Origin of the sequence: Clostridium sp. C2-6-12, from assembly GCF_009928485.1 — a bacterium.
Classification (GTDB): domain Bacteria; phylum Bacillota; class Clostridia; order Clostridiales; family Clostridiaceae; genus Clostridium.
The window spans coordinates 99,335-120,865 of the sequence record NZ_JAABNP010000006.1 but is presented as its reverse complement, the minus strand read 5'-3'; the positions used below and the strand labels follow the sequence as shown (position 1 = coordinate 120,865).

The following is a 21,531-nucleotide window of genomic DNA, read 5'->3' as shown; positions in this document are numbered from 1 at the left end:
TTCAAGGCATATTTCTCATAGCAGTAGCTGTGAAAAATATGCCTTTTATAATTAATCATAATTTTTTTGATTTCTAAGTATTCTTCTAATACTTCCCTCTGTTAAAAAATACTGTTCTGATAATATTTTAACTGATACTCCTGATGAATATTTATTAAAAATTTCTTTATCTCTTTTACTAAGATATACTTTAGTTTCAGTATTTTCTCCCCAAGATTTTTTATTTTCATTTTTTCTAGGAATATAGATATATCCACCATCCGTATAATTTTGAATAATTTCAATTATACTATTAGGTAATATATTTTCCGCTTTCTCATATTTCATTTTTTCTCGCTCCAATCAACATTTATTTAATAAATGAAGATGCAAAGTTTGATTAAAATATGAAAAACCTAAATTTAGATTTATGCTCCAAGCAAAAGTTTTTCATATATTACAATCTTTGCATGGAGCTGATTACTATTGCTAAAAACATAATAAATTCACTTCCTTTTATTCTATATTATACTGTATTAACATCTTGTGTCAATTGTGAGTAACCCCACATCTTCAATAATGTATTTATAAAATTTATTTTTTGTCACTTGCAGAGCTTTTAAATGAACTTTATACTATATTAAGTAGCATATTCTTTATTATGTACTAAGGCACATTTAAAATAACAAATCCAGTTTGCAATCATATTTTTATAGCAAATTAGGACATGTTAATATCATTCATGTGCCGAGTAAAACTCATGGAATGAGAGGGCGATATATGAAAAAGAAAGATATATTGGAATTAAAAAGACGTTTAAAAAAGGACGATTGTACATTCACCAGAATGTGTGGCTGTTATGTAGATGGTCAAAAAAATATTGTATTAAAACTTAATGAAACTTTTTTAAATTTAAAAGAAGAAGAATTTTTTAAATATTTAGAAATTGCAAAAAAGACCTTATCTGGAACTGTAGGAAACAATCTTCTAGAACTTAATTTTCCGCTTGAGGAAGAAGGTATAGGAAGCAGGCAGCTTTCTTTGATGGAACTAAAAAAGAGCAGGTTAAAAAACGATACTTTGCTTGATGGCTTATATAAACTGATTATAGATAGTTATGACTACACAGGTAATTTTCTAATCCTCCTTTTTCACGATGCTTATGATATTATGACAAGAACGAGTGATAATAATAAATTAGATGAATCTGAAGAAGTATATGAATACCTATTATGTGCAATCTGCCCAGTATCACTTTCAAAACCAGGTCTTGGATATATTGAAGATGAAAATAGAATTGGCGCTCGTATAAGAGATTGGGTTGTTGGTCAACCTGATTTAGGCTTTGTATTTCCAGCATTTATAGACCGTAGCACTGATATTCATTCTATTATTTATTATACAAAAGATGCAAAAGATCCTCATCCTGAATTTATGGAAGAAGTTTTAGGCTGTAGTTCAAAAACAACTGCAACTATACAAAAGGAGGCATTCCAAACTATTATACGCAAAGCTGTTGGAAATGATGAAGAAAAATCTGAGCATTTATTAATGGAAATTCAAGAAACTCTTAATAACATGGTAGATGAGCATACAACTGTTAATGGTAAAAATGCTGATCCTATAATTTTATCTAATGATAATATTCAAGATGTTTTAATTCAAAGTGGGATTCCTGAAGAAATTACTACAAAGATTGAAAAATCCTATGAGAGAGAATTTGGTGATACTCCTCCTGTAGTAGAAAATTTAATAGATAAAAAAGTCCTGGCGGCAAATGAACAAAGAAAAAAGGAAGAAAGACTTGAAAAAAAAGTTCAAATACTTGAAGAAAGGCTTGAAAGGACTAAACAAAATTCTGAATTAGATTCTGAAGCCGAAGCTGCTTTTGAACCAGAAACTGCTTCAACTTTTGATCACGAAAAAGAAGTAGCTTTAGAAACAAATGCAGATCCAATATTAGAAATTAAAACTGATATTGATTCAGAAACAGAATCAGAAGCTAATTTAGATACTACTTCTGAAACTGAAGCAGAAGCTGAAGCTGAAGAACATACTAAACCAAACTATGATATTGTTCTTCATGTAAAACCTCAAAAAGTTCCTCAAATAAAATCACAAATAATTGATGGAAAGAAATGTATTGTTATTCCTTTAGAAGAAAACGAACAAGCTAATGTAAATGGTGTTAACGCTTTACTTTAAACCTATTGAAGCTTGTTTCTTTATAAATTTTAATAGTAGTAAAAATTTAAATGCTAATATCATTATTCATATTAAATGTTGATATTAGCATTTTATATTGTGAATTTATTGGCATTTATTTTATATTTAACGAAACTACTATGAAAACAATATTTAATAATAGCATTGTCCACTACATTTCCCATTAAACAATCTATTCTTTACGCTTATCTCATAAGTATTGCTATCTCCAATATCTTCTAACATACCTATAGCTTTTCTTAAATTTTCCACATCTCTTTTCATATTATCAACAGAATTTCCTCTTCCAACTACTTTTAAATGGGTGACCCCAGCCATTTTCAGCTTTTTTAAAGCACATAATCCACAGCCTGTCTCACCAAGAATATATGAACTTCCTGTTTCCCATTCACTTTCTTTATCACGTTCATTTTGTATATCATATTGGTTTTCTTCACAAGTTTCTTCATCTTCATCAAATTGATTATAGTATTGTTCAATTCTCTTATTAACTTCTTCAAAGCTATTTGCCTGTTCACTTATTTTTGCTATCTCATATGGCATTTTGCACAAGTGTATCATTTCATCACAATGAAGAGAACTGCAAAAAGCACCTGTATAATGGCATTTCTCATTTAAAATAAAGGCTTCATATTCAAGATTTTTAACTTTATTATTGTTTATGCAAGCTTCCATATCTTCAATTGTATTTTTTCTGTGAAATATGTAACGTGAAATATTAAATTTATTAAAAAACTCAATAGACAAACGATTCAATTCAGCACATTCTCCACTTAAATGTATAGAACAATTTATATCTTTTTCTTTCAAATATAACAATAATGCAAGGTCTGCTATAATAAAATCCTTAAAGCCAATGCTAATTAAATCTTTTATCATATGATCTATCATTTCATATTGTTCTTCAACATAATATAAATAATTAAAGGTTATATTTACAGGTACCTTATGTACTTCAACCATTTTACTTAATATCTTCATATCTTCAAAAGAATTTATTTGAATATTATAATAAAGCACTTCTCTTCTATTTAAGGGAAATAAACTCCCATATTTTTTATTCCATTCATAAGGAACATATCCGCAAAACACCTCATCTGCTCCTGCTTCTACCAATGATATATAATCATCAATACATCCTAAGCCTGCTACTATCTTCATTATATTTCCTCCTAAGTGCAGTAAATAATAAATCTAAAATTCATATTATTATTTAAATATATAAAGGTACAGTTATGCTCACATAAACAATTTTTAGGACTTGTCACACATAGTATGATTCAAAATAGATTAAATTTCTATAAAATATAGCTCACACTATATAAAATTTAAAACTATTCTATCTATCCCATTACTTATATACTCACCTAACTCTCTTTGATCTTTAAGTAAAGTATCATCAAATGCAAATAAAGAATTATACTTTCCTACCATTTTCAAATGCTTAGGATATAAAAACACATATTCTTCGCAATGCTTGTGACAGCCATTAACAAGCTTCTGCTTCCCTCTATCTAAGTTAGTACACATTGCATATAACGGACAGTATTGTGATGTGTTAGTTTGATAAAAGGGAATATGCAAGCTATGTTTTCCTTCTGCAATAGTCATTTTATAACCGCAATTTTCATATTCAAATCGAGTTATTTTATTCTCTTTTAAAAACTTATTAAATATAGCACTATTAAGACTGTTTTCTGCTATAAGTTTCTTATTCTCGTTGTACCCTTTTTTATAAATATATCTTGGATCCTTTTTTCTTTTATTTAATAATACACCTAAGGATAAATTAAAATAATCATTTTTATCTTCAACTAATTTAAGCATTCCAAAATCATTTATTATAATCTCTATTACAGTATTATTTTTCTCACACCAACTATAAACTTTATCTATAATATCTTTTGTCTTTTTTATGTATAAATCTCTCATATATGTAAACGCGAGCGTTATTTGAAGTTTTTCTCTTTTTGCTTTTTCTAGCATACTCATTAATAATTTCACTTCTGGAAATAAATTATGGCAAAATTCATTTCCGATGTAAAGCCTGTTAATATCTTTTTGAAACAAGTTATGGTTCTCTGCAAAATTTGCTTTTAAATACTCCTTTTTAAAAGCATTAATGTCTTTCTCTATATACTTTTTATATAAAATGTCATTATCTAAAGTAATAGCTAATTCTACTGCTTCTAAAGCATTAACCTTCTCTTCTGAATAATCTAACTCTTCCATCCAGTCTTTTTTCTGCTCTAAATAATAATTATAAAACTCATAATCTGCTTCTGCTGGGTAACCTACCATTTCCTTTGAAAATTCATTGTCCTCTCCAAAAGCTTTTAACGTAACATATTTTGAATAATCTTTAAAAATCCTTCTTACACTATGAAGATATTCTTGGGAATCAATAGAAAAAGCATAAACAAAATAAAAATCATTTTTATTTTTATCAACAATCTCATAATCTTTTATGAACACTTCTTCATATCTATTTTCCTCAAATATATAAAATGCTACTCTTACACTCTTTATCTCGTTTATCTCTTCAGCGACACGAACAGTTAACTTTTTAGGAGATATCTTTAATATGCGTACTTCTCTGCCATCTAATAGACAAGTTACAAGTCCAGACGGCAATAATTCAATTTCTTCTTTTTCCAATAATAAATACCTCCTTTTGCATTAATATGTGTCAACTAGATTATTCTTTCTATTTATAACATCTTCCTGCATAATTTGCATCATTTTTTTAGGTTCTTCAAATATTGGACTGTGAGCTGATTCTTTAAAAAGATAAAAACCTTTTATTGGTGCATCAATTTTTTTCAAATAATCTTCTGTCATAGAATGATTCACAGTATAATCATAAATTCCAGAAAAGAAATACACAGGAACTTTTAGTTTTGTTATCTTATTTCTCAAATCAGAATTGTAAAGTTCCTCATTCAAATTAGTAGACTTTGAAAATGCTTTGCCTTTCCATATATTTATCTTTTCCCCTAAAGTATATTCTGTATTCTCCATGACAGTCATAAATATGCCACTAATTACAGACTTCATTTCATTCATTGTCCCAATACCTGCCTTATGCATTACATCGTCTCTAATCTTATCATACTCTTTAGGCATATAATCCATGTTTTTAAATGATAATCCTTGAAGTTTATTTACAACTTTTTCATTACCTGCATCCTTATAGTAATTAATCATATAGTCATATGCAGCTTTTTCCGATTCAATTTGATTTGTTATTTGTCCAATTCCAATGTATGCATAAAATAATTCTGGAGTTTTTTCTGCTGCTTGTATCCCTATATATGATCCCCATGAATGTGCCATTAGATATATTTTATCTTTGCCAAAACGCTCACAAAGATACTTTGATACTTCTATTGTATCAAGTACAAACTGTTCTGTTGTCATTTTTTCTTTTATAGCATCACTATTATAAGACAATCCTGAACCTCTTTGATCCCACCATACTACTGTAAAATTTTCTTCAAGCCCTGTTGGATATTTTTCAGTAAATTCATATTCAGGCATACCAGGCCCTCCATGGACAAAAAGCAATACTGGATTTGATAAATCCTTGCTTTTTATTATCATCCCCATATTTGCTCCGTTAATATTAGCATAAACCTTTTCTGAAATACTTCCTTTAATTATATCTCCATTTTCATTTAACAATGGTTTTACTTTTCCTGGGCTTTGTATTAATAAAATAATAAAAAGTGCAACTATACACAAAATAATAAAAGATGATAAAATTAACATAACTTTCCTAACCTTTCTTATTAATATTGAAATAAGAGAATTGCTTTCCTTAAGCATTATCATCATATACATCCTTCCATTTTTGTTGTTTAGTTACATGTTAGCCTTCTCTTATTCCTTATTCAATATTACTTGTCATGTCTTACAAATACCTTGTCATCTCTTACAAAAAACTTAGAACTACAACTTTTTAATTTCAATTTTTTCTGTCTTTCTTTTTTTTCGTTCTGATAATCTAATATTAATATAATCAGCATCTTTTCTTACTCCAACTAATCGAAGTAAATATCCAGCACCATAAACCGGAATTGTATAAATAAATACTAACCATTCTGATCCAGCTGGATACCATTTAAATTTTATTCCAAAGACAAAAAACATTATTACTACAATTGCATATTCTAGAATTATTGAAATTATAGGTTTATTATCTAGTAAAAAATTCACAGCAGTATGAATAAGACATAATAAAAAAGCAAAGCTTACTATAGAAATAATAATTCTAAAGTTTGACCACATATTATAGAAAAATGCATCAATAAAAAACATCCAAAATACAATAAGCATACTTACTGCAAGACTTGTAATAATATACTCTCTAAATATCTTCATTTTCATATAAACTCGCCTCCCCATCTAGCCATTTTTTTATTTCTGGAATATAGGTCCTTGTAACAATTACATGTTCTCCATTAATAAGGGTAGCTTTCAACCTGCTATTAAAAATAGTTTTTACACTTTCTAATACATCAATATTCAAAATACATGCTTTGTTTATTTGAACAAAACCAAACTCTTTTAATTCATCAAATAGCTGATATAACTTCTTGCTACTTCTAAAAATTTGATCTTTTGTATAAATAAATGTTTTTCTTTCAACACTTTCTATATAGAAAATATCATAAATATTAAGGACTGTGTCCTCACCACTATCACTTCCAACTATTTTCATTTCAGTACTCTTAATCTTTTGTATAAGCTGCTTTACATGGGCATTCATAATTGGATATTTAATTTGAACTTCCAATTTACTATCTTTATCTTCTACAAGTTTAATATCCATTACATAAATCCTTTCTCATAATTCTTCTTTAAAGTTTTATTAGGTAATGTCTTTATTTAAAAAATATCTATTTAATTTGATGATAGCTTTGTATTATTATACCAAAATAATAATACTTCACATCTAGTCTCAGATTCAATAACTTATTCACATATAAATAAAACACCCAAGAAAATTTAAATTAGATTTTCCTTGGGCATTTTATTTATTTACCTATCATTTATAAATAATTAATTATTTAAATTCTATATAATATACAAATATAAACTAAAATAGTTTTTTATGACTATCTCAATCTAAAGGACTGGTTAATTTTTATTTCATAACTCCTGCTGACTTCTCTATTATTATTTACCTACATAGTAACTCTCTTCAGGTCCAAAATATGAATAAGGAAGTTTTCCTTTTGATAAAACTAGTTTTTGCAATACTAAACCTGCATCTAAACCATAAAATCTAAGAGTATGAATTCCCTTACTTAATTTATGCACAGTGGTAGTTATATGAATATTTTCAAGCACTGCATCACACCAAATATTATTAATATAGCTTCCAGCAAAAAAATCCTTTGGCAGAGCATCTGCTATAGTTGAAGCTTCACCATCAAAAGCTACAGCATATTTTAAACGGCTCTTTTCAGAAAGATTATTTGTTGGTGCAACATAGGTTGTTAGAGTATACTCTGCTTCTTCATTTACTCTTAATGAGTATTCTAAATATGGTGCTTCATCTATTTTTTCAAAAGAAACAGTTGTTGGGAACATCTTTACAGAAGATAAAGTTCGTCCATAGTTTTCAAGAACCTTCCATTCAACATTTGATTTTGAAACTTTACTTACTGCATGTTCTGCTTCAATAGAAATTACGTCATGAGTTTCTACAAAGGTCATGTTAGGCAAACTATCAACTTCTATAACTTCAGCGGTAACATCTACTTTGACTTTTTCTCCTGCACCTAAAATAGTTATAAATCCATTTGAAGTTTTAGATACTTTATTCCAATCTACTGAAACCATAATAGTCTTTCCATCAGAAATAGTACCTTGAATATCCTCTACCTTTATCCAAGCTTCGCTAGCCTCCAGTTTATAAGCAAACTCTGTGTTTCCTCCATTACTGATTGTAATGGAATAGCTTTCTTTACACAGATTTGTAAATGCTGGCAATATTGCTGTACCAGAGCAATATTCTTTTTCTGTTCCTTGCACATCTACAATCATAATACTTCCCTCTTTAGGAGAAACACTATAAACTTCTGGATATGTCCATCCATCTGGACTCCATTCCATATATCCTATATGTGGAGAACTCATCATTCCCTTCCACTTACCATTAGACATCTCATTATTGTAGTAATTCTGCATTTCAATATCTTTCTTTTTGCATTCTTCAACTAATGCAGCATAGGAATTTGCAAGAACACTATTACGTTTATTATATAAATTATTTAATCCAGCATATATCTGCATTTTAACAACATTGGCTGATGCTGCAGCTGGATAATATACAAGTTGATAGTACGCATCTTTACATACTTCTGGAATTTCATCATAATATTTCTTAGCTATATCTTCTAAATTACTTGCTTGTTTTAGCACTCTTTGTGCTTCGTTATAATTTGTATAGCTGTATGTAGAAGTATAAGTAACCTCTGGTTTTCTAAATCCACTCATTTTAGTATAGCCTGTTAATATAGTTTCAATTCCATCTATTATTTCTTCTTTTGCAACAGTTCCAAATTGCTGCATTGCCCATTTCTTTGTGTATTCCTTGGTTTTGTTCATTCCATTAACTCCCCAAGTTTCAAAGTCATAGGCTAAATCTAAGAAGTATGAAACAGGAAATTCCATTGGTTTTAAGTCTCCAATATTCACAATCCATATATCACGTATACCATAATCATAAGCCATCGACATTTGTTCCCATACTTTTTCAAGAGGAGTTGTATTTACCCACTCATAAGAACGTGGACCTCCATGATAATCAAAATGATAATACATTCCCCAGCCAGCTTTTCTATTTCTTTCTTCTTCTGTTGGAAGTGTACGTAAATTTGCAAAATTATCATCTGCTAACATGATTGTTACATCATCCAATTCATCCCAAGTTCTTAAACCTTCTGCTTTATCTGTTCCATACCAATATTTCTCTACTTCTTTATATATAGTAAGAACTTGAGGTGCCTTTTCTAAACCTTGTTCTTTTAATAAACGTTTTTGTGTTAAAATAATATCCTTTAAAAGTTGGATATTTTCTTCTTCTGAACCTTTTAATGCAGAGTCTTGTTCACCTCTCATACCCATGGTAATTAAACTTTCAAGATTCTTGTTTCGCTTTAATCCATCCTCCCAGAACTTTGTTATAGCTTCTGAATTGCTAGAAAAATCCCATGCTGGGTTTGTACCATATTGCTGGTTAATTTGTTTCCATTCTTCCCCTGCACGGAACATAGGCTCATGATGTGATGTCCCCATTACAATACCATATGCATCCGCAAGCTCTGCATTAGCTAAAGAATGGCTTTTCCCATTTTCACTAAATACAGCACTCCACATGGCTGGCCACATAAAATTACCTTTTAATCTTAAAATTAACTGGAATACTTTATCATAAAATTCTTCATTAAAATCTCCAAAGGTATTAGTTACCCATGAGCCCAAAGCTGGCCATTCATCATTTAAGAAAAATCCTCTATACTTAACAGATGGTTCCTTTGAAGTTATATTTAATTCCTCTTCAGAAAGAATAATTTCAGACTTCTTTGCTGGCATAACGTCTGCAAAGTAAACCCAAGGACTTACTCCAATTAATTCTGAAATACGATAAATTCCATAAATTGTTCCTCTCTTGTCACTTCCCATAATAACAATAGCGTTATCCACACCTTCAACTGGCTTTTCAACAACCTGAATCTTATAACATTCACGCTTATCCTTTATACCAGTTACATCTATTGTTCCTTTTGAGATTAATGTATCAATTATATCGTTATTGCCTATAGAGCCTGCAATTATTACTGTTTCTTTTAATTCATTCACTGTTGTCTTTACTTCTGGAATCACTCCAGCAACTAAATTAATATCTTCAACAAAAGAATTTGCTACAAGCCTTAAACCATTATAATCTTGCCCTTTTTGATCTATATACATGGCCGCTGCTTTACCCGCTGCTGCAATTGTTACTTTTTTCATTACTTTTCTTTCCTCCTAAAGTTCACAATATAAGAATTATTCTTTTTTTTTCATATGATTGGAACTTATCTATTATTATTTATATGCCTTATAATGTGGTTTTTCAGAATTCTTTTTCCAAAAACCTTCTATTCCTAAGCTTTTAATTTCTTGATTACCTTTAAGCCATTGCTTATATACTTCTTTTTCAAAAATTTTCTGTGTTTTATCACATGGAAATTCAGCACATTCACCACAATAATCAATATTACGTTCTTTTGTGCAATCAAGAATAAAGCAGTCCTTTATACTACATCCATGATGTTCTCTGTTGCGACATCCTGAACAATTACCTGCACTATACTTTACCAACTCTTCTTGAAAGACATTAAATCGTTCAAGCTCACATGGAGCATGTTTTTCATAAAATTCATAAACACCTTCCATATATTTTGATAATTGTTTTGCTGCTTCTGAAATCACTCCATGTTCATAAGCACTACAGGTATGGCACATCAAAGAACATGGAGCTATTTTTTCTAACAATTCTTCTTTCTTCACACGTTCCGTCTCCTTTTACATCCAATTAAACAAACACATTTTGATTTGTTCATTTCACATATATTTACTAGACCTCACCAACGAAACTTCGAGTATATAAAATAATATTTATATTCTCATTTTCTTTGTGATTATCAAATAGACTCGAAAGTTCACTAATATATTTTTTATCTGTTAATTTGTCAAATGTTGATAAAGCTCGTCCAATAAAAATATCTTTAGTATATGAAGAGGCTTCTTGAAATATCTTATACTCAAAATCATTGTTTTTAAAAAAAGGTGCTATCAATTCAGGGTTTTCTTCTTTTCCACCACTTAAGCCATTAAAATTAATTTCAAAGTTCTTGTTTCTATTTACTGGTCTACTCAACCAAACTAAAATTACCTTTCCGTTTGGTTTTAATATTCTTTTACATTCTTTTTTAAATTGCTCCATATCAAACCAATGGAAAGCAGTTCCAACTGTTATGAAATCTACACTTGAATTTTGTAAAGTTGTATTTTCTGCTGTTCCATTTATAGAAATAAATTTTGAGAACCTAGACAAATCATTTTGTGCAACTCTTCTCATATCATCATTCGGTTCAACAGAATACACCTGACTACCTTTTAATAATAGTTTGCCACTCAGTTTTCCCGTACCAGAGCCAATATCTGCAATAATTGAATCATTACTCAATCCAACATTTTCGTACAAATAATCTATAAATTCTTTTGTATATTCAGTACGATATTTTGAATATTTTTCAGCATTAGATGTGTATTTTTCATAATCCATAATATCTTCCTCATTCTTACATGGTAATCATTAATTTAAGCTATAATACAATCCTTTCAAATTCATGAGTTCCTCATGAGTTCCTTCTTCTGCAATTCCCTTATTATCAATATACAAAATTCTATCTGCATCTCTTATAGTGGATAATCTATGTGCAACTATAAATGCAGTTTTATCTTTAAGAATTATATCCATTGCTTCTTTAATTAAATTTTCTGTCTCTGTATCTATGGAACTTGTTGCTTCATCTAATATTATTACTGAAGGATTTTTAAGAATAATACGAGCAAAGCTTATAAGCTGTTTTTCACCTGCTGAAAGTCCATTACCACGTTCCTCTAGTTCTTGATAAAATCCATTCTTCATTTTATTTATGCATTTATCTGCAAAAATGGTTTTAGCAGCCTTAATACATTCTTCGTCTGTTGCATCTGTTCTTCCATATCGTATATTATCAATAACAGTTCCTTTAAATATGAATGGATCCTGCATTAATACTCCAACTTCTTTTCTAAGTGAAGCAAGAGTAGCTTCTCTTACATCTATACCATCTATTTTCACACTACCCTTATTTACATCATAGAATCTTGTAATAGTATTGATTACAGTAGTTTTACCTGCACCTGTAGGACCTACTAAAGCAATAGTTTCTCCTGGTTTCACATAAAGATTAAAATTTTCTAGAACATTAATGTCATCTTCATATGCAAAACTTACATTTTCAAAATCCACCTGTCCTTTAACATTCTTAAGTTCCACTCCACTATTTTTGCTTTCAATATCAACAGGGGCATCAATTGTATCGAATACTTGCTCTAGATTAGAACTTACCTGCGCCAGTTGTTGAATAATCATGGCAACCTGGGTAAGAGGTCCACTAAAAAGACTCATATAACTTATGAAGGCAACAACTGTACCTGCATCAATACCACTATTACCTTGAAGAATCAAATATAATGAGGTTCCAAATAAACAAAGAGTTCCCATATTCCAGAATATCTCAACAATTGGAGTGTTAAGCTCATTTCTCATAAATATCTTGAACCATGTTTTAACACAAATATCTTGAATCTGCATATATATTTTTTCGTTCATTCCACCTCTATTATAGTTCTTGACAATCTTTTCACCCATAAGTGATTCTACAATAAATGCAGTCCTGTTTGAATTTCTCGCTCTAAGGCTTGCAAATAACTTCCTTATTGAATACCTAAGAACAAATACACATATCATCATTGGAATAACGGCTGCAAAAACAATAGCAGTAAGCTCAACACTTATAGCAAGCATAAATACAGTAACAACTGCAATTTTTACTACATAAACAATAAATAGTAGCAAACTATTAGTAAAAAAATTCGCTAATTCATTAATATAATCAGTAACACGTACAACTATCTTCCCATCGGGTCTTGAATCAAAGTAATCAAATGGAAGTTCCTGAAGCTTATAAAATATATCTTGTCTTATTTGAGCAATTATCTTATGCCCTGTTTTACCCATAAGTCTTTGATGCGCAAAGGTAATTCCTATCTCAATAGCTGCAAGAATAATAAAGCCAGCAATTATCAAAGATAATTCACTATAATCCTTTGATATAACAGTATGATTAATTATATATCTTAATAATAATGGTGCTATCATAGAAACTGCTGCACCAATAAGCATCAAAAAACCTATGAGTACAAAGATTTTTTTATAAGGAAATATATATCTTATGGTTCTACCAAGCTGTTTAATATCTATTTTCTTCTCTATAATTTCATCCTGAAAATATGTATTTCTCTGTGCCATATTATCTTCCCGCCTCCCCTGCTGCTAAAGAATCAAAGTCGACAACTGCCTTTCTCTGTGCTTCTTGAATTTTATATACTTTTGCAAAATGACCATTAAGCTTCATAAGCTCATCAAAGGTTCCTCTCTCAGCAATTCCTCCATCTTGCATATAAATTATTTCATCACAATCAACAACAGAGGACATTCTGTGAGCAGAAATAAAAATAGTTTTATTAGGATAATACTTTTTAATGTCTGCTAAAAGTCTTTTTTCTGTTTCAACATCTAATGCACTAGTTGAATCATCAAGTATAAGCACAGGTGCATCTTTTAGTAGTGCTCTAGCTATAGAAACCCTCTGTTTTTGTCCCCCTGAAATACCTATTCCCTTTTCTCCAACTATAGTCTCATATCCTACTGGAAGCTTTTTCACAAAGTCATGTGCTTGAGCATGTTTTGAGGCTTTTATTACTTTGTCGTTATCAATATCAGGTTTAGCATATGCTATATTAGAATCAATGGTATTCGAAAAAAGAAATACCTCTTGAAATACATATGAAAAGTTATCTCTAAGTGACCTAAGGGAGTAGTTTCTTATATCTTTACCATTTATCTCAATTATTCCACTAGTCATGTCATGAATACGCATTAGTGATTCTAACAATACACTTTTACCACTACCTGTCCCTCCTACAATACCAACCTTTTTCCCATATGGAATTTCAATACTTACATCCTTAAGCACTTGATTCTCTTCCATAGTAAGGTATGCATTCTTAATACTGATATTAGGTACATCATTTATTTCTATGCCTTCTTTTCTATCAATTATTTTGGATTTGCAATTCATGAAATACATCATTTTTTGCCCTGAAACAAATTGCTGCTGCATTTGAAATAAGTTATTATTAATTTGTGATATATGATCCATTATCTTAAGAACATAATTTGAACAAGCGACTAAGTATCCTATAAGCATATAACCTTTTATAACAAGAATTGCACTAACTGCAATGGTTCCAATATATGCAAGCTGCTTAATTGAACTAAAGATTACTTCAAACTTAGATGACAGATTAATTTGTTTGATATAAGAATCTTTTAGTTTTTCATTTGACTTATCAAATTTTCTCTTTTCAAGTTCCTCATTAGTAAAGGAACGAACCAAACGTACAGCTTCAATATTCTCTTGAACATTTAAACTCATTTTACTATTGCTTTTCCTTATATTTTTATAATTACTCCTTGCTGCCTTTTTAAATCTCATCAAAGCAATAAGGAAAAATGGCATCGTAATTATTGGAATAGCTAGGAAACTTATGCTAATACTTGATAATAAAATAGTACATATAATTAGCACAAATATACTATCCAATATATTAGGAATCATTCTAGAAAAAAGTTCCTTATACATAATGGTATCTGAATTAATTGTAGTCAACAATTCTCCAGTGTTAAACTCAGATATTGTCTCACTATCCAGCTCCATTAACTTACGAAAAGTAGCCAACCTTAAATCTGTCTCTAAATTCAAACCTAAATGCTGATTTGTAAGATTTTTAATATAAATAAGAATTATTCTTGTAAGCAAAAAAAGCATAAATACTGCTGCCAAGCTGAAAAATAGCTGCTTCGAATGAATCTGCCCATATTTTCCACTGAGCATAAATGAAAATACGCCTTCATTTGTAGGTTTATTATCACCTATAACATAATCAATAAAAAGTTCTGAAAATAGTGGAATCATCAAATCTGCAATTATAGCAAAATAGCCCACAAGCTGTGCAATTACTGCCCATTTCAAATTCCTTTTCCAATATTTAAAACCAAACTTTAAAACATCCATACACTCACTCCTTTTTGGGGGTCTGACCCCTGGGTGGATTTACCAGTTATATCCGAATCCAAGGATAGTAAAATATTTATCCTTGCTATCTTCTGTCATCTTAATTTCTATCTTATGTTCCCTGCTAATTTCTTCTTGATACAAAATTACTGCATTGCAATGTGTCCAGCCTACTGCTCGTGGATCTGCTGTTAAAACTAGTTTTCCGTCTACATAAACCTCTGCTTTACCAAAATCCATTCTTCCTGAATCTTTAAATACCAATAGTAAACTCTTACTGCTAACTGTCATATGAAAGCTTTCTTCTCCTGATTCAGGTGTATGCATCCAATTATGTGGGAATTGTGCTGTTCCAAGAGGATTAACATCCATCTCAACAAGTTGAAGTTCTTCATCTGTTTCTTTAAAACTTCCTTGTTCGATTACTGCCCCACATGCATTATCCTTCTTATCAATTAGATGTACTCCTACAAAGGAATTTCCTATAGCAGGTTCTTTATCTAAGGATATGTCCTTTTCATCCAAAGGATTTTTTGCTGTTTCTTCAAATAAATACCCAATACAGTCTCCCATTATTATATGTCCATCATTTGTAGGATGGTAAATATCATAGAAAAACTGTCTTTTAGTTATAACATTTCCTTCTTCTCTTGTTAATTTAAATTGATCGACTACAGCATCTGATACACTTACCATAGGTAAATCATAAAGTCTTCCAACTGGTGAAAGTCTTTCTTGTAGATTCCAATCATTTAAAAATACGCTGAATAATAAAATTACTGCAGGTTTATTTTCTGCCGAAAGTATATTTAAAATTAAGCTTTCGTAACATACACCTTTTGTTTCATCGCCTTCATCATTTACTGCAAATTCAACAACTACGACATCAGGTTTTACCGCTCCATCTCTAAGTACATCTCTGTCATATCGAATCATACCAAGTTCTGAAGGTGTTCCTCCCACTCCAGCTTTAATATAATGAACATTATCTCCACCATCTTTTCCAAATAGTTCTTTAAATTTCAAGTAAGATTTATATGCATAGCATCCTGTATTAATAGGTTTAGCTCCAGCTCCTTGAGTGATAGAACCTCCAATATAAGCAATAGTAACATCTTCTCCTCTTTGAGCCTTCTCCATAGCAGCTTTAAGCCTTCTGTTATTACCTTTATTTAAAAGAGATTTTGAAATTATAGACTTATACTGATCACTCTCAAATTCTACTGGAGGATCTATTGCAATTTCTGGCACCTCATATCCATCATTAAGATAAACCTTAACTGTTACCTCTGCTGTTAACGCTGGCTTTTCAAATTCAAAAGCCATTTTGCCAACAACATCATCATCTTTTGACCACTCATAATCCTCAAGCTTAAGAATTAATTCTGCTCCATCATTAGTGCAAGGTACCTTAATTTGTGTCCCGCCTCCATATCTATCTACTTTCCCGTAGTTATGAAATACAAAGTCAATTGCTCCTACATCATCAGATGCTTTTACAGAAACTCCAATACTATGAACTAATTTGTGAACACTTTCACAGTCCTTTAATAAATTCAGAATGTTTTCATCTTCAACGCCGCCTACAAATTGGGCATTAAAAGCTAATCTACCTTCATCTAAATATACTTCTTGAGAAGGTTTTCCTTCCAATCGTGCAGTTGCCTCTATAATTTTATCCACCATTATATAAAAGCCACTACGCTTTTTTTGTGGATCTTTAGGTGCTTTAGGTCCTGATTGTGCATTATTAATCATCTTTTTTTCCTCCTAGTTATGTATTATTAATTTAAATTTCATTCATACAAATTTTCTAAGCTTTATACCTATTAGTATTTTTGTAATTTATGATTTTCCTATTATATATTACCTCTCTTTAATGAATTAAACTGGCAATAAATTGATACAATATAGACATAAATTGTAGTTGCGCTAATTTTTATCCCTACCTTATATTTTTTTACATGCCTATAATAAATAAAAATAGCCTGCTAAAATCATATTATTAGATTTTAACACGCTTTATTTTTAATAGTCATATTTATTTATATAATTTTTTTGATACTTAATGCTTCTTGAAGAATATTAAGTTCTTCGCAAAATTCAGATATTTCGTTTATAACATGAATCTTTCTTGGCAGTATTTCATTTTTTTGTTCAATATCATTAGCCATTTTTTCAAAAACAAGTATCATTTGTGATAGTTCCTCGTCTGATAAGTTCAAATGCCCTTTTTCTGTACAATATTGAGTAAGTAAATAACTACCATGTTCTAGTGAGTAAAATGCTGGCCACATATTTTCAAGCATTTCTTCATTATTAGGAATTTCTCCTAATGCTGTGTTATAAGCCATTTTAAAATTCATAAAATCTATTTCCATTTTTTCTTTTATAAGGCTTGTATCATTTTCATTATTATTTGAAGAAAGAAATACTAACACTCTAGAATGACTTCTTAACAATTTAGCCATTAAATCTGGTAATTTACTTGAAGCTGATTTACGCCCAATAATATATGTACCAATTAATCCTATTGCTGATCCAACAATTATATCTGTAATACGAGCTGTTGCAAAATATCCCACATTATAAATTTTAGTTGAATTTTCTGCTATAAGTATAGAATTGGGAGTAATGAATATGGCTGCAAGAGCATAATTTTTAGAAATGGCAAGTTCAATCAAAGCTGTTAAACACATATTGATTACAACTACCATAAATCCCTTAGGCTCAAAACTCAAAATAATTATAGCTAAACCTATCCCAATAATTGTTCCAACTGAACGTTGAATTGCTCTATGAAAAGTTGCCATAATCGTTGCTCCACACATTACAGCAGCACAGGATAAAGTAATCCAATATGGTCTTGTAAAAGGAAAGTTAAATGCTACTAATGCTGATATTGAAAGTACTATTCCAGATCTAATTGAATTAGAAAATACTATTGAATCTTTATTAATTCCCCTAATAAGCTTTGTGCTTAATGATGGTTTTGAAATTTCTATACCACGACCAATATATTCTAAGGGTAAATTCATTATTGCTTCTATATCAAATATTATCTCTAAAAGTTTTTTATACTTTTCGTCGAATTCTTTGTTTGATTTTTTTATTGTTATTCTCTCGCCATTCTTTAAATCAATACCTTTAGATAATATTTTAATAATCTCAAGTAATTCCTCAGGCAATTTGTTACTACTATTTGAATGAAGCTCAAGCATTTCTAAAAACATTTTATTAGCATGTTTATTCAAAAGAACTAATCGATTAAAGAAAAATGAAACTTTCCAAGGGATATAACCTATTGTAAGAATTTCTTCTGATTCTTTTAAAGAATTAACAGTATGATTTCTAATACTACTAATATCTTCATTACCCACAGCTTCTGCAAATTCAGCCAAAGCTAAATATAAACCTTTTATTTTTTTCAATTCAGGTCCATGAGGGTTAAAGAAATATCCAACCATGCTGACTATCCATGAAAACATACTGGCAGCAAAAACTACTCCAATAAATATTGGTATTTCTGATTGTTCAATCTTAATCCCAGTTGTCATTGTAAAGCTTAATACAAAAAATACTGCTGCTGGTCCTGGTATCTTAAACATACCAAATATAAAAGTTACAATTATCCCCATTAAACCAACTATTAAAATTATAAGTGCTGGATATGGTGCTGCCAAAATTCCAAGTGTAACTGAAAAAGTAATGCCAATGGCAATAAAAAATATTTTCTTTACACGTTGTGCATAAGGCTCATTAAATACATATAAATAAGTAAATCCTCCTATGGCACCTAACAACCCAAAACGTACTTGATTTAATAAAAGTCCAAGAAGGACTGGAAATCCTCCACATATAGCTGCACTTATTGCCTTATCCCAAGGGAAAGGATTTTTATTTAATTTGAATGCTTGTTTAATCATAGATATATTCATATTATTTCTTCCTTCTATCTTGTGTCTAATTTAAATTCATCATCATTTTTTCTAGTACCTTATTGAAAATTTTCACTTCTTCTTCACTAATGTTAGATATAGATTCCAATTCTACACTTATAGCCGCTTCATACCATTTAGGAAACTCTTCATTAGCCTTTTCAGTTAACTTTATATTTTTTTCACGTTTATCTTTTCCCTCTGTTCTAATTACAAGATCCATTTCTTCCATTCTAGCTAAGGTTCTAGTTATAGTTGGTGCTTCTACTCCAAGATATTTACATAATTCAATCTGTGTACATTGTCCTTTTTTATGTAAATATAAAACTATTCCCCACTGTGATGAATACAAACCAAGAGGAGAAATCTTTTCATTTAATTTCTTTGTAAAACTCCTTGCTAATTGATTTACATTATGACCGTATAAAATCATTTTTCTACCTCCAATTACTTACTTAAGTAATAATTACTTAGGTAAGTATATCATTTATTATAATAATAATCAAATAGTGACTGCCGTCACAAAAAAATCTCTAAAAAAACAACCTACAAAAATCCAACTTTTAGATTTTTGTAGGTTTCTAAATTAAATTTTATGATTAATTTTCAATTTCTTCTGTAAGCTTAACTATCTCATCAATTATTCCACCAATATAATCAATAGTATCAAGAAGCGGTTTATCTGTAGTTATATCTACACCTGCCATTTTAGCAAGCTCTACTGGTGTTTTAGTTGAACCTGCTGAAAGTACTGCTCTCCAGTCCTCTATTGCTGGTTTTCCTTCTTCTAATATTCTCTTGCTGACTTCAGTTGCTATAGTAAGTCCTGCACTATAAGTGTAAGAATAAAGACCCATATAATAATGAGGCTGTCTCATCCAGGTTAATTCAGCACCTTCAATTATCTTTACACTATCGCCCCAGAATTTTTCAAGTACATCTTTCTTTATTTGGCTTAGAGTTGAAGCTTGAACACTTCCCCCTTCATCAATTATTTTGTATACTTCTCTTTGATATGCTGCTTCTAAAAGGTGAGTAACAAAATTATGATAATAAGTATGGCCAATCATTGAAGATAAAACCCATCTTCTAAATCTTTTATCCTCATTTGTCTTTAAAAGATAATTTGCCATAAGCAATTCATTTATGGTAGATGGTGCTTCAACAAAGTATCCAGATACATTTACATCAAATATATTTTGACTTTCATTACATAATTTAAAGTGACCTGCATGGCCAAGCTCATGAGCTAAAGTAAACACCTCTGCCATCTTTTCACTCCAAGATAACAATATGAAGGAATGATTTCTATAAGGACTTGCGCAGAAACCTCCTGTAGATTTGCCTTTATTTTGTGCAAAATCAATCCATCTCTCATCATAAGCTGCCTTAACCATTTCTAAGTAATCATCACCTAATATAGCCAAAGCTCCTTCAATATACTTTTTAGATTCTTCTATAGTTACATTAGGATCATACTCTGGGTCAACTGCTATTTTTAAGTCTGCAAAAGTCATTTCATCAAGTTTGTGTATTTTCTTAAGAAGTTTAGCATACTTTCTCATATGAGGTGCTAATTTTTCCATTATAAGATCTATTTGTCTATTATATAACTCCCTATCTACCTTTTGAGGAAACAATAAACTATCTATAACTGAGTCAAAACCTCTTAATGTTGCCAAACTTTTTTCCTTTTGAACCTGAAGCTGATACGCTGCAGCTGTAGTATATTCATATTCTTTTAATTTATTAGAAAATGTTTTAAATGCTGCTCTACGAACATTTGTATCACATTCATATTCGTATTCATTTTCAAAAAGTGCATAACCAAGAGGATATTCCTTTCCATCTACAGTAAAGCTCTTGAAATTCATATCTGCATGCTTAGCTTGCTCATAAATTTTATATGGTCCTTCCAATGTTCCAGATAAAGCTGCTAATACTCTTTCCACTTCTGGATGAAGTGCATGCTTCTTTTCTCTTTTTTTATCCTTTAAATAATTACTGTTTTCTTTCGACTCACTTATTGCTGCACCTAAAACTTCCTCATCAGCTTGAATAATTTCACTTTCTATAAAACTTAATCTGCTCTCCATTTCAGATATTATATTAGCCATTTTAGAATATTTATCTTGATTTTCATTATTTGCATAATCTACTGAAACTGCAAGTTCTACATAATAGCTAGTAAGATCTCTAATCTCATATAATTTTCTTAGTTCATCTAAGCATTCATTAATCTTATTTGCAGTATTTAATTTATCCTTATAATCTTTTTCTATTTTTATTGATAGTTCTATCATTTCTTTTACATCTCTTTGAAATTCTTCGTCTGTAGCATAAATTGCAGATAAATCCCAAGTAAGGGCTTCATCTACATCTTTTCTCTCCTTTAAAACCTTTTCCATTCATCAAGCCTCCTA

At 30.0% G+C, this 21,531-nt stretch carries 16 protein-coding genes; 1 reads left to right on the top strand and 15 read right to left on the bottom strand.

Annotated features, from left to right (window positions below; translation table 11 throughout):
- Nucleotides 1-51: 51 nt before the first annotated feature.
- On the bottom strand, nucleotides 52-327 hold the full coding sequence (locus tag GXK56_RS07075) for a CD3324 family protein (protein ID WP_160686603.1): 276 nt from the start codon (nucleotides 325-327) through the stop codon (nucleotides 52-54).
- A 432-nt stretch (nucleotides 328-759) separates the two neighbouring features.
- Here GXK56_RS07075 and GXK56_RS07070 point away from each other — a divergent pair, with 432 nt between their 5' ends.
- Nucleotides 760-2,184 carry a DUF4317 domain-containing protein gene (locus GXK56_RS07070; protein WP_160686601.1) on the top strand — a complete coding sequence of 475 codons (1,425 nt, stop codon included), beginning with the start codon at nucleotides 760-762 and terminating at the stop codon, nucleotides 2,182-2,184.
- A 153-nt stretch (nucleotides 2,185-2,337) separates the two neighbouring features.
- On the opposite strand, the gene GXK56_RS07065 is transcribed toward GXK56_RS07070, so the two are convergent.
- From GXK56_RS07065 to pepF, 14 genes are all read right to left on the bottom strand, one after another.
- Nucleotides 2,338-3,366 (bottom strand): U32 family peptidase, encoded by a 1,029-nt coding sequence (locus GXK56_RS07065; RefSeq protein ID WP_160686599.1) that lies wholly within the window; start codon nucleotides 3,364-3,366, stop codon nucleotides 2,338-2,340.
- Nucleotides 3,367-3,522: 156 nt separating this feature from the next.
- The gene (locus GXK56_RS07060) at nucleotides 3,523-4,863 is read right to left on the bottom strand and encodes a hypothetical protein (RefSeq protein WP_160686597.1); all 1,341 of its coding nucleotides are present in this window, start codon (nucleotides 4,861-4,863) and stop codon (nucleotides 3,523-3,525) included.
- Nucleotides 4,864-4,884: 21 nt separating this feature from the next.
- Nucleotides 4,885-6,042, bottom strand: coding sequence for an alpha/beta hydrolase (locus GXK56_RS07055; RefSeq protein ID WP_243156041.1), 1,158 nt, complete (start codon nucleotides 6,040-6,042; stop codon nucleotides 4,885-4,887).
- Between the two features lie 114 nt (nucleotides 6,043-6,156).
- Entirely contained in the window at nucleotides 6,157-6,594 is a 438-nt protein-coding gene (locus tag GXK56_RS07050) for a hypothetical protein (protein WP_243156040.1), read from the bottom strand.
- The gene (locus GXK56_RS07045) at nucleotides 6,575-7,039 is read right to left on the bottom strand and encodes a LytTR family DNA-binding domain-containing protein (RefSeq protein WP_160686594.1); all 465 of its coding nucleotides are present in this window, start codon (nucleotides 7,037-7,039) and stop codon (nucleotides 6,575-6,577) included. The genes GXK56_RS07050 and GXK56_RS07045 overlap by 20 nt, the downstream gene beginning before the upstream one ends.
- A 347-nt stretch (nucleotides 7,040-7,386) precedes the next feature.
- Complete coding sequence (locus GXK56_RS07040) at nucleotides 7,387-10,230, bottom strand: glycosyl hydrolase 115 family protein (RefSeq protein WP_160686592.1); 2,844 nt, start codon at nucleotides 10,228-10,230, stop codon at nucleotides 7,387-7,389.
- Nucleotides 10,231-10,305: 75 nt separating this feature from the next.
- On the bottom strand, nucleotides 10,306-10,770 hold the full coding sequence (locus tag GXK56_RS07035; RefSeq protein WP_160686590.1) for a DUF3795 domain-containing protein: 465 nt from the start codon (nucleotides 10,768-10,770) through the stop codon (nucleotides 10,306-10,308).
- Nucleotides 10,771-10,837: 67 nt separating this feature from the next.
- Nucleotides 10,838-11,548 (bottom strand): class I SAM-dependent methyltransferase, encoded by a 711-nt coding sequence (locus tag GXK56_RS07030; protein ID WP_160686588.1) that lies wholly within the window; start codon nucleotides 11,546-11,548, stop codon nucleotides 10,838-10,840.
- Between the two features lie 30 nt (nucleotides 11,549-11,578).
- A complete protein-coding gene (locus GXK56_RS07025; protein ID WP_160686586.1) occupies nucleotides 11,579-13,342 on the bottom strand; it encodes an ABC transporter ATP-binding protein in 1,764 nt (587 codons plus the stop codon).
- A 1-nt stretch (nucleotide 13,343) separates the two neighbouring features.
- Entirely contained in the window at nucleotides 13,344-15,170 is a 1,827-nt protein-coding gene (locus GXK56_RS07020; RefSeq protein ID WP_160686584.1) for an ABC transporter ATP-binding protein, read from the bottom strand.
- Between the two features lie 39 nt (nucleotides 15,171-15,209).
- Nucleotides 15,210-16,928: an SGNH/GDSL hydrolase family protein gene (locus GXK56_RS07015; RefSeq protein ID WP_160686582.1), complete on the bottom strand. Its 1,719-nt coding sequence runs from the start codon at nucleotides 16,926-16,928 to the stop codon at nucleotides 15,210-15,212.
- A 287-nt stretch (nucleotides 16,929-17,215) separates the two neighbouring features.
- On the bottom strand, nucleotides 17,216-19,108 hold the full coding sequence (locus tag GXK56_RS07010; RefSeq protein ID WP_160686580.1) for an FUSC family protein: 1,893 nt from the start codon (nucleotides 19,106-19,108) through the stop codon (nucleotides 17,216-17,218).
- A gap of 25 nt (nucleotides 19,109-19,133) precedes the next feature.
- Entirely contained in the window at nucleotides 19,134-19,541 is a 408-nt protein-coding gene (locus GXK56_RS07005; RefSeq protein ID WP_160686578.1) for a MarR family transcriptional regulator, read from the bottom strand.
- Nucleotides 19,542-19,707: 166 nt separating this feature from the next.
- Nucleotides 19,708-21,516, bottom strand: a complete 1,809-nt coding sequence (gene pepF / locus GXK56_RS07000) for an oligoendopeptidase F (protein ID WP_160686576.1) — start codon at nucleotides 21,514-21,516, stop codon at nucleotides 19,708-19,710.
- Nucleotides 21,517-21,531: the final 15 nt, after the last annotated feature.

What these genes read in the sequence shown, in the direction of transcription:
- GXK56_RS07075 (WP_160686603.1), bottom strand. Translation starts at nt 327, where the DNA reads ATGAAATATGAGAAAGCGGAAAATATATTACCTAATAGTATAATTGAA.
- GXK56_RS07070 (WP_160686601.1), top strand. Translation starts at nt 760, where the DNA reads ATGAAAAAGAAAGATATATTGGAATTAAAAAGACGTTTAAAAAAGGAC.
- GXK56_RS07065 (WP_160686599.1), bottom strand. Translation starts at nt 3,366, where the DNA reads ATGAAGATAGTAGCAGGCTTAGGATGTATTGATGATTATATATCATTG.
- GXK56_RS07055 (WP_243156041.1), bottom strand. Translation starts at nt 6,042, where the DNA reads ATGATGATAATGCTTAAGGAAAGCAATTCTCTTATTTCAATATTAATA.
- GXK56_RS07050 (WP_243156040.1), bottom strand. Translation starts at nt 6,594, where the DNA reads ATGAAAATGAAGATATTTAGAGAGTATATTATTACAAGTCTTGCAGTA.
- GXK56_RS07045 (WP_160686594.1), bottom strand. Translation starts at nt 7,039, where the DNA reads ATGGATATTAAACTTGTAGAAGATAAAGATAGTAAATTGGAAGTTCAA.
- GXK56_RS07040 (WP_160686592.1), bottom strand. Translation starts at nt 10,230, where the DNA reads ATGAAAAAAGTAACAATTGCAGCAGCGGGTAAAGCAGCGGCCATGTAT.
- GXK56_RS07030 (WP_160686588.1), bottom strand. Translation starts at nt 11,548, where the DNA reads ATGGATTATGAAAAATACACATCTAATGCTGAAAAATATTCAAAATAT.
- GXK56_RS07025 (WP_160686586.1), bottom strand. Translation starts at nt 13,342, where the DNA reads ATGGCACAGAGAAATACATATTTTCAGGATGAAATTATAGAGAAGAAA.
- GXK56_RS07020 (WP_160686584.1), bottom strand. Translation starts at nt 15,170, where the DNA reads ATGGATGTTTTAAAGTTTGGTTTTAAATATTGGAAAAGGAATTTGAAA.
- GXK56_RS07015 (WP_160686582.1), bottom strand. Translation starts at nt 16,928, where the DNA reads ATGATTAATAATGCACAATCAGGACCTAAAGCACCTAAAGATCCACAA.
- GXK56_RS07010 (WP_160686580.1), bottom strand. Translation starts at nt 19,108, where the DNA reads ATGAATATATCTATGATTAAACAAGCATTCAAATTAAATAAAAATCCT.
- GXK56_RS07005 (WP_160686578.1), bottom strand. Translation starts at nt 19,541, where the DNA reads ATGATTTTATACGGTCATAATGTAAATCAATTAGCAAGGAGTTTTACA.
- pepF (WP_160686576.1), bottom strand. Translation starts at nt 21,516, where the DNA reads ATGGAAAAGGTTTTAAAGGAGAGAAAAGATGTAGATGAAGCCCTTACT.